This is a genomic window from Streptomyces sp. NPDC086766 (assembly GCF_044746005.1).
GTDB lineage: Bacteria > Actinomycetota > Actinomycetes > Streptomycetales > Streptomycetaceae > Streptomyces.
In genome coordinates this window covers 19,106-32,060 of record NZ_JBIVBI010000018.1, presented here as the reverse complement: position 1 = coordinate 32,060, position 12,955 = coordinate 19,106, and the positions used below count along the sequence as shown (strand labels likewise).

10 protein-coding genes and 2 pseudogenes are annotated in these 12,955 nt (G+C 70.0%); 2 read left to right on the top strand and 10 right to left on the bottom strand.

Annotation, left to right across the window (positions count from 1 at the left end):
• Window positions 1-690: 690 nt before the first annotated feature.
• The 6 genes and pseudogenes from ACIPM1_RS27735 to ACIPM1_RS27710 all read right to left on the bottom strand — a co-directional run.
• Window positions 691-1,368, bottom strand: a pseudogene (locus ACIPM1_RS27735) (DUF2637 domain-containing protein); the annotation flags it as partial.
• Between the two features lie 113 nt (window positions 1,369-1,481).
• Complete coding sequence (locus ACIPM1_RS27730; protein ID WP_402439147.1) at window positions 1,482-3,278, bottom strand: hypothetical protein; 1,797 nt, start codon at window positions 3,276-3,278, stop codon at window positions 1,482-1,484.
• Between the two features lie 734 nt (window positions 3,279-4,012).
• Entirely contained in the window at window positions 4,013-4,534 is a 522-nt protein-coding gene (locus ACIPM1_RS27725; RefSeq protein ID WP_402439145.1) for a hypothetical protein, read from the bottom strand.
• A 56-nt stretch (window positions 4,535-4,590) separates the two neighbouring features.
• Window positions 4,591-4,818 (bottom strand): hypothetical protein, encoded by a 228-nt coding sequence (locus tag ACIPM1_RS27720; RefSeq protein WP_402439143.1) that lies wholly within the window; start codon window positions 4,816-4,818, stop codon window positions 4,591-4,593.
• Window positions 4,819-5,818: 1,000 nt separating this feature from the next.
• Window positions 5,819-6,745: a replication-relaxation family protein gene (locus ACIPM1_RS27715; RefSeq protein ID WP_402439141.1), complete on the bottom strand. Its 927-nt coding sequence runs from the start codon at window positions 6,743-6,745 to the stop codon at window positions 5,819-5,821.
• Window positions 6,742-8,010: pseudogene (locus tag ACIPM1_RS27710) on the bottom strand (ATP/GTP-binding protein); the annotation flags it as partial. The gene ACIPM1_RS27715 and the pseudogene ACIPM1_RS27710, both read right to left, overlap by 4 nt.
• Before the next feature lie 11 nt (window positions 8,011-8,021).
• Between ACIPM1_RS27710 and ACIPM1_RS27705 the strand changes: the two are divergent.
• Window positions 8,022-8,237 (top strand): ATP-binding protein, encoded by a 216-nt coding sequence (locus ACIPM1_RS27705; protein WP_402439291.1) that lies wholly within the window; start codon window positions 8,022-8,024, stop codon window positions 8,235-8,237.
• A gap of 49 nt (window positions 8,238-8,286) precedes the next feature.
• Here the strand turns inward: ACIPM1_RS27705 and ACIPM1_RS27700 are convergent, their stop codons facing one another.
• The 3 genes from ACIPM1_RS27700 to ACIPM1_RS27690 form a co-directional block, all read right to left on the bottom strand.
• On the bottom strand, window positions 8,287-9,297 hold the full coding sequence (locus ACIPM1_RS27700; protein ID WP_402439139.1) for a questin oxidase family protein: 1,011 nt from the start codon (window positions 9,295-9,297) through the stop codon (window positions 8,287-8,289).
• Window positions 9,298-9,899: 602 nt separating this feature from the next.
• Window positions 9,900-10,817 (bottom strand): phosphorothioated DNA-binding restriction endonuclease, encoded by a 918-nt coding sequence (locus ACIPM1_RS27695; protein WP_402439137.1) that lies wholly within the window; start codon window positions 10,815-10,817, stop codon window positions 9,900-9,902.
• Between the two features lie 627 nt (window positions 10,818-11,444).
• The gene (locus tag ACIPM1_RS27690; RefSeq protein WP_402439135.1) at window positions 11,445-11,960 is read right to left on the bottom strand and encodes a GNAT family N-acetyltransferase; all 516 of its coding nucleotides are present in this window, start codon (window positions 11,958-11,960) and stop codon (window positions 11,445-11,447) included.
• Window positions 11,961-12,050: 90 nt separating this feature from the next.
• Here ACIPM1_RS27690 and ACIPM1_RS27685 point away from each other — a divergent pair, with 90 nt between their 5' ends.
• Entirely contained in the window at window positions 12,051-12,218 is a 168-nt protein-coding gene (locus ACIPM1_RS27685; RefSeq protein ID WP_402439133.1) for a hypothetical protein, read from the top strand.
• 44 nt (window positions 12,219-12,262) lie between these two features.
• On the opposite strand, the gene ACIPM1_RS27680 is transcribed toward ACIPM1_RS27685, so the two are convergent.
• Window positions 12,263-12,847, bottom strand: a complete 585-nt coding sequence (locus tag ACIPM1_RS27680) for a GNAT family N-acetyltransferase (RefSeq protein WP_402439131.1) — start codon at window positions 12,845-12,847, stop codon at window positions 12,263-12,265.
• Window positions 12,848-12,955: the final 108 nt, after the last annotated feature.

Here is a 12,955-nt window from a genome sequence, read left to right as displayed (position 1 = left end):
GCGGGCGAGTGTCTTGGGTTTGAGTGGCTGGCCGTCTTTGCCGAGGGTTCCGTGATGGGCGAGGTGGGTGGAGAGTTCGGTCGCGGTGGGTTCTCGTCCGTGGTGGCGGAGGAAGTCGTGCCAGACCTGGTAGTAGCGATCCACTGTTGTCTGCCGCGCTGGTCGGGGTGGCCTCTTTGCGGGTGTGCGCGCTGTGTCGGGCGGCCGGGTTTGGGGGCGGTCATGTGAGGTGTGCGGGGGTGGGTCCGCGTCGGTGGGAGGTGTGGGCGGGTGCCAGTGGTGGCTGGGCCTGTCAATTGTGTGGCGCGGCTTCTGCCGTGTGTGGGGCGGAGTGCCTTCCATCTGCTCGGTGGGACGGGTGCGGTGCGCAGGGGCCGCTCCCGGGGGGCTGCTGATGTCGTTGGCCGGCTGTGGATGTCCAATGGCTGCTGTTCTGGAGGGCTGCGGGTTCGGCCGTTCTCCGCCTTGTGTTGGGTGGCCGTGGCTCCGCTCGCGCGGGAGTTGGTGGTCGTGCGCCGAGTTGCCAGTGCCAGTGCCAGTGCCGGGCTGGGTTGGATGACTGCGGGGTTGTTCTTCGATGGGTGCCTGCGTCTGGCGGGGGGCGGTGAGGGTGGTCTTTGCGGCGCCTTCCGGAGCTTGGACCGCCCTGACGGGAGGAGTGGGATCGGCGGTTGGATCGGTGATGTGCCGTGGAGCGAGTGGCAGCGAGGTGGGTTTGATGCCCGCTGCTGCTAGGCCCGCTGGCACGGTGTGGCTGAGGGGTATGCCGTAGCGGGCGAGTTTGAGTGGCGTGAGGGATTCGGCTGGTGCTCTTCTGCGCCATGCGCGGCCGTAGCGGTTGTGCAAGCGGGCCTGGTAGACGAGGCGTTCCTGCTCACACTTGATGGCTTGGTGGTAGGAGCGCAGTTCCCAGAGTTTCATGCGGCGCCACAGCAGGAGGGTCGGCAGGGGGGAGAGCAGCCACCGGATGGGGCGAATGCTCTGCATGTGCGTGTCGGCGGTGATGTCGGCGATGCGGCCGATGGCGTGGCGGGAGGCTTCCACGCAGATGATGAACAGGAGGGGGAGCACGGCGTGCATGCCGGTACCGACCGGGTCGGGCCAGGCGACGGCGGCGTTGAAGGCGATGGTGGCCGCAGTCAGCAGCCAGGCCGTGGGGCGTAGCAGGGGGAAGGGGATGCGGATCCAGGTGAGGAGCAGGTCCAGGGCGAGTGTGATGCAGATGCCGGCGTCGATGCCGAGGGGGAAGAGGCAGGCGAAGGCTCCGAAGCCTTTTCGGGTGGCGAGGTCGCGGAGGGCCGTATAGGAGCCGGTGAAGCCGATGCCCGCGAGGATGAGGGCGCAGGTGACCGTTGTCGCGGCGAGGATTCGCTGTCCCTGGCTGAGGGATGGCGGGGCCGGAGCGCGTTCGGGGGCGTGTCGGCTGGTGAGTGGTGGTTGCGGGCGGCGGACTGCCGTGCGGGTGCTGGGGTGAGGGGTGGTCATCGGCTTGGTGGTTCGGCGTGGCCGGGGTGGGGGGTGAGGAGGTGGGCGATGAGTTGTTCGGTTTCCTCTTCCAGAGGGGCGTTGAGGGTGCGGTTGAGGTGTTGCAGGCGGGTGAGGGCCGTGTGGAGTCCCGGTCGGTTGCCCGCTGCGGCTTCGATGGTGAGCCAGTCGCGGTAGAGGAGTTCGGAGGTGTCGTCGATGTCGAGGCCGACGGTGACGGCGTGGCGGGCTGTGCGCAGGTTGTGGTGAGGTCCTGGTGGGGTGCGGTGAGTGGCGACGGTGTGGGCGACGTCGACGATGGCGGTGATCATTTCTTGTTGGTGGGGTTCGGCCCAGAGGGGTGGCTGGTCTGCGAAAGGCCGGCCTCGTACCAGGCTGAGCGCTTTTTCCAGGTCGGGTAGGCCTGAGGGCCCTTGGTGCAGGGCGTCTTGGGTGAGGCGCTGGAAGGTGGTCCAGTCGCAGCGCACGGCGGGGTGCAGGCGGTAGGGGTCGTCGCCGCTGTGGCGGCGGGGGACGTAGAGGTGGCCGGTGGGGTCGTTGCCGAGGGCGCGGCGCAATCCTTGGACGCGGGCGTTGAGGGTGGTGGTGGTCCAGGGGGTGGTGGGGTCCATGGCGGTGCACAGGGCATCGGCGGTGCGGCCGGGGCGGAAGTAGAGCAGGGCGGCGAGTTGGGCGGTGCGGGGTCCGTGGCCGGTGTGGCCGAGGCCGTCGACTTCGATGGGGCCGAGGACCCGGATTTCCGGTGCCCGCCCGTCATGCCCGGTGGGGGGTGCGGCGTTGGCTGGCTTGCGGTGGGCCGCCGGGCAAGCATCGGCTGAGCATGCGCCGGTGAGCGCATCGGCGGGGTCGGTGGGGCCCGGATCGGGTTGGGTGCCTGGCTGCGTCGCTGAGGATGGTTGCGGGCGTGACGGCTGTTGGGTGCGGCGGTGAGCGTCCGTGAGGGCGGGGAAGGCGTCGATGCCCGTCGTGCTGGAGGTGGCCGTGGCAGGGCGGGTGGTGTGCTCTCCGTCGGGTTCGGACCGGTGGCTGTTGTCGGTTGTATCGCTGGGGGTGTCTGCGGGCTGGTCGGCCAGGAGGTCGGTGTGGTCGGTGGCGGGGCAATTGCCGTAACCGGTGTCGGGGTGGGGGCGTAGGAGGGTGATGGGGTGGTCCAGGCCGGGCAGGCGCTGTGGCCTGGAGGTGGAGGCGTCGAGGACGGGGGCGTGGGGGAAGTGCGGGGCTAGGGTGTCGGCGGGCGCGATGAGCGTGGCGGATGCCGTAGCGCTCTGGGCGAGGAGCCGGGCGAACTGGCCGGCGACGCTGTCGTGCAGAGGGGTGGCGGCCAGAACCAGGCGGTACGGGCCGGCCGCCGGGCCGGGGTGCTGGTGGTCTTCGAGGAGTCGTTGGCTGAGGTGGTGTAGGGCCTGGGCACCCTGGCGCAACGGGGTGTGCTGGCCGCCCGGCGGCAGTGCGGGAAGATCTCTTGTGAGGCCGACGGTGATGATTTCCAGGTGGTCGGCCCAGAAGGTCGCCGCAGCTTTGAGGGCTAGTTCGGTCACCACTTCGGCGACGGATGCGGGGTCTCCGTCCAGCAGGAGTGCGCGGTGAGGGGCGAGGTTGAGCATCAGCAGGGCCTCGTCGCCGTCGTCGTCGGTGGTGCCGAGGGGGAGAAGGCCGGGGTAGGGCGGGGCGATGTCGTGGGGCCGTTCCGCTTCGGCCAGTGGGGTGTGGGCGGGCAGTTGCCACCAGCCGGAGGGGGTGGGGGTGAAGGGCGGCTGCGGGGCGAGGCCGGGGGTGTCGGCAAGTATGCGCACACTTTGGGCGTTGAGGCGTGCGGCCCGCAGCCGGGGTGGTGCTGCGTGGTTGTGTGCTGCGGTGTGCGCCAGGGCGCGCAGCGCCAGGTCTAGCCTGGCGAGGGCGTCCCGGTCGCCGGGGCCGGCTTCTGCCTTCGCCTGGGATCGGCCGGGGACGGGTGCTGGTGGGGTGTGGCTGCTGTGGGCGCGGCGGCGTTGGAGCAGGCGGCGCCCGGCGGCCACGGCGAGGGCGGCTGCTGCCGCGAGTGCTGCGTATCCCGCGACTGCCCGCAGCCGCGCGAAGTGGTGCGCCGGTGTTGCCGAGGTGGACCTGCCGGTGGGGGAGCGAGTACTGCTCGGGCGTGCCGCGGAGGGGGAGTGTGTCCCTGCCGGGGATGTGCCGTGGCTCCGTGCGGGTGCAGGACCTGCCGGTGGTCGGGGGGCAAAGGGCTGCGGGCGGGGCGCTGCGGAGCTGGTGGCGATGGCCTGATTGAGGCCGAGGCGGGGTTTTTCGAGGGGCAGGACTTTGGCGGGGGCGAGAGTCCGGCCGACTGGCAGCAGCAGGCCGGAGGCAGGTGTGTCGCCTGCGGTGCCGGCCGGTTTCGAGCTGGCGGTGTCGGCCGGCGGCGGGCTGGGTGCGGCGTGGGCGGGGGAGGCCGGCTGGGCAAGGGTGAGCAGGAGTATTGCGGTGAGGGCGGCCAGCAGGTGTGCCGTTGCGTGTCGGATGGTGCGGGGGTGGGTGGAGGTCATGGGGTTTACCCGGTGACGGTGATGGTCGCGGTGTCGAACTGCGGGAGGTGGAAGTCCACCTTTCTCGTGCTGGCCGGCGGGGCGGGGAACTGCATGTAGACCGAGGCGCGTTCGTGGGGGGCGAGGGTGGACAGGCCGGTGGTAGTCAGGGGGCGTCCGTCGGTGTCGCGCAGTACGTAGTAGCGCTTTGCCTCGCGGAGGTCGACGAGCGTTGCTCCGCCGAGGGAGGGCCCGTTCTTGACGATGTCGCTTTCGTTGCCTTCCAGCTGGGCGGACACGACGGTCGACTCGTTCGCCTCGTTGGTGAGCGTGCCGCGGACGGTGAGGGAACCGCCCGGATCTCGGCGGGCGGAGGTGAGGGTGAGGACCAGTCGGTGCTGTCCCTTGAGCGTGGCCAGTGGCCTTTGAGAGGGCTGCGGTGGGGCGGAACGGTCGGGCGCGGGGCGGGTGTGTTGGGCCGCGGCCGCGTCCTCCCGATAGGTGCAGCCGGCCGTTCCGGCGAGGACGGCGGCGGTGGCCAGGAGCACGGGGAGCGTTCGGGCCGCCCGCCCTGCAGGGTGGGGACTGCGCCTGTCCGAAGCCGTCACTGCTCCTCCTTCGGGCGGGGCCACACGGTGATCACGTCGCCGTCGAGGGTGACGTGCCGATGGGGGAACTGACGGCGGATCAGATTCAGGTCTTGGTGGGTGAAGTCTTCGGTGGCGGTGAGTACGCAGGCGTCACCCGTGCAGGAAAGCGTCTGGGTGCCCGCGGGAAGCACCATCCGCGGTAACTCTTCTACTATGCGAATTTCGGCGGTCCAGTTGAGCATGGACTGACTCCTCGACAGGTGTTTTAGAGGCTTCTAAGGTCGCATTTGTGAGGGCTTGCGCTTCGAACCTAGTTGTTCGCGTCAGCAAATTTCAAGGGGTGGTTGAGGTGTGTGGGCGTCCTGTGACAATCCAGGCCCTGCGGGCCGGCGTCCGGCGGCGGGGATGCGGCGCGCGGCAGATCAGGAGTGACTCGCCCGGCACTCTGACCGGCGCGGACGGCGTCCGCGTACCCCCGAGCGGGAAGGCAGGAGAACTGGTCACGCAGGGGTGTTCGTTGCCCGCTTGCCAGGCGTCTGCACACCGGCTTGACGGGTGCCCTGCCCTGTGCGCCGCCGGCCCTGTTCCGGGGCCGCGCTGGTGGTATGCCCGACGACGGTGCCGGAAGCGGTGGTAGGCCTTCAGGTGAAAGGCCGGTGGCCTCCGTCTGTGCTGCTCTCCTCGTCGGGACCGCGCGAGCTACCCGGCACCGAGCTCGGCTGCACGACGGGACGTGGGGAGTGCAGCCCTCCAGGGGGATGTAGCAGGAGAAGGGGGACCGCCCCCCGATCCAGCGATGTACCCGAGGTGTCGCTGAAGGGACGCAGAGTGATGGCGCGTGTGGGGGCTCGCACCCTGTGATGCGCTTTCCTGAGGATCGTAGGGCGGGCGGGGTCGAGGGAGCTCTTCTGCCAATGAGCGGCGGCCCACGGGCTGCAACGGTGCGGCAGCCGACGTGCCCCGCACGTGCAGTGGCGAGGCTCCCTCGGGCTACTGCGCCCGTCGAGTGGGAGCTACCGGCTTCCGTACTCGCGGGCTGTTCTCGAGCTGCGCGCGCAGGAGCACGAGACCGGTGCGGCGGACCATCCGGCGCTTGGGCATGGTGATCCGGTGGACGCGGCCCTCGACCGCGCCTTCCCTTCTGGGCCGCCGAAAGGGGGCCGGTGCAGGCAGCGCCTTGGGCCCGGCCCGACACTTGCTGCAGAACGGTTCGAGCCGGTGTCGGAGTGCCGTTCCGCGTCGTCATAGTTCGGTCCACGGGCGCCGTCCGCCGCCGGCCAGGGACACCCACACGGGCTGGGCGGCACCGTGGTGTTCGAGGTCCTCGAGGACGGCGGCCCCCAGGGGCACCTGGCGGGCGAGCGCGCCGACGAGGGGATGTTGGGCCGTCATGGCCTGCAGGTCGTCGATGCGGTGCTGCAGGGTGGTCCGGCCGGCGCCGGTGAGGACGAACAGGATGCGCGGGAAGACCGGGTACCAGCGCAGCCAGGGCAGGCCGCCGTCGGCGTCGCGGGACGGGGCCGTCCGGCGGCCGGTGGTGGGTGGCTGGTAGGTCCACAGGCGGGCGTAGTCGATGAGTTTCACGGCGAGGCGTTCGCTGCTCATGGTGGCGCGGTCGACTTCGACGAAGGCGCGCAGCTTGCGCCGCTGTTGGCGGTCGGTGACGGTGTAGTGCATGAGGGCGTCGGCCGTGATGCGCTGGCCCTCACCGATGGGGTGGGAGACCTCCGGGGTCCAGTCGAGGTGGCCGTGTTCGTGGCCCAGACGGCGGGCGTCGGTGACGAAGGCGAGGTGGGTTCGCAGGACGGTGAGGGTGTGCGGGGTCTTCAGGGAGGCGGCGGTGGCTGAGGTGATCGGATACGGGGGGCGTCCGCGCAGAGCGGGATGGTCGCGGGTGAGGCGGGCCCCGTCCGCGGTGAGGTACCAAGCGCGGGTGCGGTGGGATTGGGCCAGCACGGTGTAGTGGACGAGGTGGCGCTGGCGGAGCCGGTTGAGGGGGTGGGAGAGGGCCTGCCGGCTCGCATCGGGGCGCAGCAGGGTCTGGAGTTGGCCGGTGGTGGCCATCCGGTGCTGGGCAAGGGCGAGCAGGATCTGATGGGGCAGCGGTTCGCTCGGACGGGGGGTGAACCGGGCGGTGGGCGATACGGGGGAGGGGCGGGTGGGGGTCATTGGTATCCCTTGGGGTGGGTGTGCTCTGCGGCGGTTGCGCGGCCGGCGGTGTGGTGGGCGAGGAAGGCGTGAACGCGCTCGTTTTGGCTTCCGGCCCGGCGGGTCAGTTCGGCCAGCGGCTGGGTGCGGGCGGTGGCGCAGGCGGCGCGCTGCAGGGCGGGCACCTGGCGGGGGCGGGCGTGGTCGGCGAACACGTCGTCGAGGTGGGGTCCGGTGATCTTCACGGGGCCGATCCGGCGACCGTGGACGGTCAGTGACATGTAGTGCTCGAACCGGTTCAGAGCGGTGACTTGGTCTGGGCCGCACTGGTTGCCCCATTCGGCGGTGACAGCGGCGATCGCGGACTGGGAGCCGGTGGTGGTGGCGAGGGTGGAGGCGTTTTGCAGCAGGGACATCCGCACGGGAGCGGGCAGGCGGCCCAACAGTTGGGTCATGCCGTGGACGGTGACCCGGTATTTGCGGAAGTCTTCGAACATGGCGGCGATGGTCTCCGGTGCCGCGCCGGTGAGGGTGATCAGTTCGTCGAAGTACAGCCGGTAGGGCCGTCGCTGCTGTTCGGGGGTGTCGCGGCGTGAGCGTACGGCGCGCAGCAGGTCGCGGGCGATGAGCGCGGTGATCAGGCGGTCGGTGGGTCCGGTCCCGCCCGGGCACACCCACACGATGAGGCCGCTGTCCATGGCGGTGCGGCTGTCGTAGACGCTTCGGCCCTGGCCGAGGAAGGCGCGGGTGATGGGGTGGGCGGCCAGCCGGGCCAGAGGGTTGAGCACGACGGCGAACGCGTCGGCCGGCAGGGTGGGGAACACGGTGCGCCACCAGCCTGCCGTGTCCGGGTCGAGCCGGTCGGCCACCGCGTGCAGGGCTGCGTGCCGGAAGGCGGGGTCGGCGAGCAGGGCGCGCACCTGGAAGACGGTGGCCTGGTCCTGGGGGCGCTGGGCGGCGCAGGCGGCCTCGTTGACGGCTGCCAGCACGGTCAGGCAGGACGTGAGGATGGTGATGGCCCGCGGCGCGCCGGCGTCGTCCCAGCCCAGCACGGAGGCGAAGGCGTCGGTGACTGCCTCGACCACCTCGTGGGCGGCCGGACCCTGGTGCATGTCCAGCGGGTTCCACGCACTCAGCTGGGGGGTGGGGCCACGGGCGTTGAGGTCGATCAGTGCGATGCGCCGCATCAGCGGCTCGTGGGCGAGGAAGGGGGCGGCGCGGGGCCAGGAGTCTTGGTGGGGGTCGATGAACATCAGGGCGCCGCCGGCGTGGGCCCAGCCGATAGAAGGGCGCGAAGCTGCTGTTCCAGATTTTCACCGAGCGTGAGGAGTGCAAGGCGACCGAGGTGGCCACGAACTCGCCGTTCGCCGAGTGGGACAAGACCTTCGGCGACCCCAGGCTTTGCGCGGCCATCGCCGACCGGATCACCTTCCGCTGCACCCTCATCCAGACCGGCACCGACTCCTACCGCTACCAGGCCACCCGGGACGAACGCCAGGGCAAGAAGCAGTGACGCCCGTGGCGCGTCGCACCCCCGCACGCGGTTCAGCTGTGGATGTGCCTCATCCCAACGGGGCGCTCAGCTCCATGGAGCGCAGAGCCGCCGCAAGGGCCGGTTCATCGCCGACATCGAGGGCTGTATCCGTCAGCTTGATGACGTGTTCATCGCCGTGCGCCAAGGCCCGTTCAAAAACCTCTTCGGGAGTGAAGGTGCCGGGCGGGGCGTATGCAACCGGGCTGGCCGGTACGTACATCGCGGTCACTGCCGCGGAGGCCGTCCAGGCTGCCCGCAGGCTCGATAGCCACAGGGCGTGCGGGAGCGCGGGCAGGGTGCGCAGGACAGCGTTGGGAGCCGTGGCCGCGTGTACCAGCATCGTCTCCTCGCCGTGGCCGTGGGTGGCATACCGGTGGGTTGCCGCCCGCACCAGTTCGGCGAGGCGGTAGTACGCGTCGCTCGGTTCCGTTACCGCGGCCGCCCACACCGGCAGGGTCCTGACCCGGTCGAGCCGGGCGGAGAAGCCGCCGTCCTGCATGGCGATGGGCGGCACCATCTCAAGAGCGGCGGCTGCGCTGTCGGCGCCGGGCAGCGGGCCAAGGTCCGCGACGGGCCGGTGGCGCGCGGCCCAGTAGCCGAGACCGTGAGCAAGTTCAGCCAGACGAGGTTCGGTGATCTCACCGGACAGGAGCATGCGCACGGCGTGGCCCACCCGGATCACCGGATGCGTCGAGCCGCCGTACATGCCGGGCAGAAGACGGGGCCACCACTGAGTGAGCACCTCGCGCCACGGACGCTCGGCGACCTCGCGCTCGAAGTAGCCGATCCAGTCGGCCGCGCGGCGCGGATCGCCAAGCGCGGAAGACCAACTGTCGTCCGTGACCGGCTCGACACGGGACGGGAACTCCTCAAGCTTGCGTGCGTACAGGTCGAGCCAGCGGTGCACCGAACGTGTCTGTCCGCGAGCAGCGAGGGCCTCGACGGCCATCGGCGCGTGATTGGTGAGCCGCCCAAGCCGCTCGGGCCCCGAGTTGTGCAGTCGCTCAAGCGCCTCGTCCAGAGTCCCTGTCGTATCCATGGCATGGACAGTAGGCAGGACGCCACGGCGACGTAACGGGCTGGAGACGTAAGCCCGGCCTAGGACCTCCGACCCATCACTCGCCACCGCACAAAGAGGCCGGGCCCTCCCCGACCGCGCCTGTCAGGGACACGGACCGACAGGGCCCAGGACCCACAAGCTACCGGCCCGAGGCCACACCCCCGCCACCGACACTCCCGCATCCAAGCCAGGCTGGCCGAAGTCACCCGATAGGGGCGGCTCCCGTTTCCGCCGCCGATCATGATGTCGTGCCGTTGTCCATCCCCCTCACAGACGGCCCAACGTGGCTCTCGAAACCGCCGTCCCACTGGCTCTCATGCATCCCGCCGAAAACAGTCACCATGTTCACTGGGTCGACCGGGACCGGCTTGGTCAGTGGGCCCAAGACGGTATCCCGCTGCCCCAACTGCTGCGGCTGTCTGCCGGGCGGGCGCGCAGGAGGGGTGCCCGCCTGGCTCGAGGCACTGCGACTTCCACATCCGCAGCGGGCTGAGCGCGCAGACGGCAGCCTCTGATGCCTGCGGCGCTCGGCGCGCTGGCCGGCTCCCGCGGGAAGAGATGCAGGGCTCAAGGCATCCCGCTCACGCTGTGCTGGTGTGCTTGAACACCTGGTCGTGATGCCAGCGGATGTACTCCGGGCCGGGGGCGGGGTGGCCGGGGCGCGGCGCAGTGAGGGGGTGCTGGTGCAGAGCGTCAACGGTGCCTCCAGCGTGGCTGCGGGCGACGTACAGTCGGGAGACGCTGATGCGCAGGTCGTCTGTCAGGCCTAGGACGCCGAGGTCGAAAAGGGTGTGGTGCAGGGCGCACAGGGCGAGCGCGTTGGTGATGGTGTCGGGTCCGTCTTGGCCGTGCCAGCGGATGTGCGCGGCTTCCAGGCCGACTGGGTTGCGGCCGAGCATGCCGTCGTACCCGCAGAACGCGCACGCGTAGGCGTAGGCGCGCAAGACCTCCTCGGTGAAACCCGCTCGCCGGGCACGGCGCGCCGGGGTGACCGGGCGGCTTGCCGCGCTGTCGAGCAGGGTCGGCTCCAAGCCGAGGGCAGCACATAGAGATGGCTGCAGGTTGGGCGTGAAGTGCTGATCCAGCAGCAGTCGCACGGCTGCGGCCAGCGTGGCGGGATCCGTCAGCAGCCTTTCAATGTCGGGCTGCAACCTGCCGTGGGCGCCTGCCGCGCAGAGCCGGGCACCACGCTCGGGCACATCCGGGCCCAGCGTGTTGCCGGCGCTGTCGTGCAGTTCCCACAGGGCGCGCTCGAGATGCACGAAGGGCATTGCAGCACGTTCCCGGGCCCGGGACGGGCTGGCGAGGGTGGGCCCGAAGTCATTGATGAGCCGGCTGACCGGCTCTTCGGCCTCCTCGTACGAGACCGCGCTCGTGCCGCGGATGTGGAAGCGGGCGAGCAGCCACAGCAGCAGCAAGGGCTTGTGCGGGGCCCTGCGCAGGCCTATCTGCGCGCGCCGAAGCCGCGTCATATGCGACATCAGATCTTCCGGACTCACGCCCCACACTCTGTCACGGCTCCCGGAATGCCAGGCCGCCTGGACGGCATTGCTGTGGAGGAGTGGGGCGTGGAAGGCTCCTGGTCTGCCTGGTTCGGACTCGCAGTTCCCGCAGACGACCCTGTGGTGAGTCAGACCGCTTGGTGCTGTGGTAGGCGCGCCACGGTGCACCCCTGACCCCGCGGGGTCTCCCCGACCGTCAAGCTCTGTGGGGACAGCGCTGGTCACCGCCACTCGTTGAGGCCTGCGCTCAGCACGGTCACCTCGTAGCGGAGGGCGAGACTGTCCCATTGCGTGGCTGCGGCACGGTGGCGTTCGAGGCGATTGATCGCTCACTGGATGGCATGTCGTTCGCGGTAGTCGGTCTTGTCGGACTTCTGTGGTCGACCGCTTCGGGAGCCGAGTTGCTGGCGGTTGCGGATCCTGTCCGCCGGGAGTGGATGGGGTGCCTTCATTCCGTGTCCCCGCAGGTAGGCCTGGTTGTGGCGGGAGCTGTACGCCGTGTCGGCTCGCCCCCGGACCGGGTGCTTGCGGGGTCGACCAGGACCGATGCGGGGCACCCGGATCGCTTCCAGGACCGTCTCGAACTGCGGCGAAGCGTAAGCGTCAAGAAATTTCGATGCACGGTCAGCCGGTTGTCAGCTGCCACCTGATTTCTCCGTCGCGCCACTGGTCGGTGGGAGTGAGCCCGGCTGCGGTGGCGACGGCGGCGGATGCCTTGTGGTCCGGGTGGATGTGGGCGGTGACCGTGAGCACGGCGTGTTCCCGGAGCCAGGCGACGAGGCCTTGGGCTGCCTCGGTGGCGATGCCGCGCCGCTGCCATGGAGTTCCCACCACCCAGGCGATCTCCGCGGCGGCTTTGTGACCGTCGGCTGTGATCGTCGCCTGGAGCGTGCCCGTCAGGCAGGCCGCGTCGCGGAGCTGGATCACCCAGTTGCACCAGGCCTGTGAGGGGTCTGGCGAGCCGTCGGCCCAGCGTTCGTAGCGGGCGCGCAGGGTCTGGGCGCTCTCCGGAGCGCCTCCGATGAAGGCGTGCAGGTCGGGGTCGGACAGCACCGGGGCCATCTCGTCGGCGTGGCCGACCTGCAAGGGAAGTAGAGAGAGTCGGTCGGTGCGGATGGTTTCCGGCTTGAGAGTGGTCACGTTGCCTCCGGATGGGAACGTTCGACGAGCGTGCCTTGTTCGCAGCGGGCGCCGGCCTGGACGAGGGCGATGAGCTAGGGTCTGTTCACCGTGGGCCACCAGTTTTGGGCGGACTCGAGCGTCGCCGTTGAGCCGGACGACCACGGGATCGGACGGTCGCGCGGCGGGCTGGCCAGCAAGTTGCACGTGGGCGTCGAGCAGGGGCAGAAACCCATGTCCATCGTGATCACCGCCGGGCAGCGCGTGGGCTCCCCGTAAAAGACACCACGCTGTGGCCACGAGGTGGACAAGCTCGCGGTCCGCTACGCGGGGACCGTCCGCGTCGCGGCCCTGGCTGAGTGGCTGTGACGAGTGTGGTCGAGAGTGATCCAGTAGCGGCGCTTGACCCCGGTTTCGGTGCTGCGCACATCTTCGAGGACGCCACCATGGCTCTCGATGGTGCGCGCTGAGCCGACGTTGCCATCGTCACAGGTGAGGAGGACCTGGTCCAGACCGAGCGCCGGCGCCTTGAGTAGGACCGCTCCCAGCGTCCACGAGGCCAGTCCGCGTCTCCTGGCAGAAGGCCGAACGCTGTAGCCGATATGTCCGCCGCCTTCCAATAGGAAGGCGTTCAGATAGTGCCGAAGGTCGATGGCCCCGAGGTAGCTCTCGCCATCGACGATCCACCAGTGGGTGGCGTGGACGCGTCCTTCCGCGACAGGCAGTGAACGGTCCGATTGCCGTCGCAGCCGCTGGATCCATGAGGCGAACCCTTCCGGGCTGTCGAGGTCATCGTCACCGGCCAGACGCAGGCCAGTCCCAGCCTGGTGAGCACCAGGCTGCCACTCGTCACGCGCCGCGAGCCACGAGGAATGCAGCTGTCCCGTGGGAGCGATCAGTTCAGCCATGCGAGGGACGGTAACACCCGCCCCCTGTGTGATCAGGCATTTTGTGCCAGGTCGGGATCTTGGCACGTCTGATGGGATGCAGGTAAACCGGATCGAGCTGCGATCGCC

Bases quoted from the DNA above. Each gene is read 5' to 3' on its own strand.
- ACIPM1_RS27700 (WP_402439139.1), bottom strand. From the start codon at position 9,297: ATGGATACGACAGGGACTCTGGACGAGGCGCTTGAGCGACTGCACAAC.
- ACIPM1_RS27680 (WP_402439131.1), bottom strand. From the start codon at position 12,847: ATGGCTGAACTGATCGCTCCCACGGGACAGCTGCATTCCTCGTGGCTC.
- ACIPM1_RS27720 (WP_402439143.1), bottom strand. From the start codon at position 4,818: ATGCTCAACTGGACCGCCGAAATTCGCATAGTAGAAGAGTTACCGCGG.
- ACIPM1_RS27715 (WP_402439141.1), bottom strand. From the start codon at position 6,745: ATGACCCCCACCCGCCCCTCCCCCGTATCGCCCACCGCCCGGTTCACC.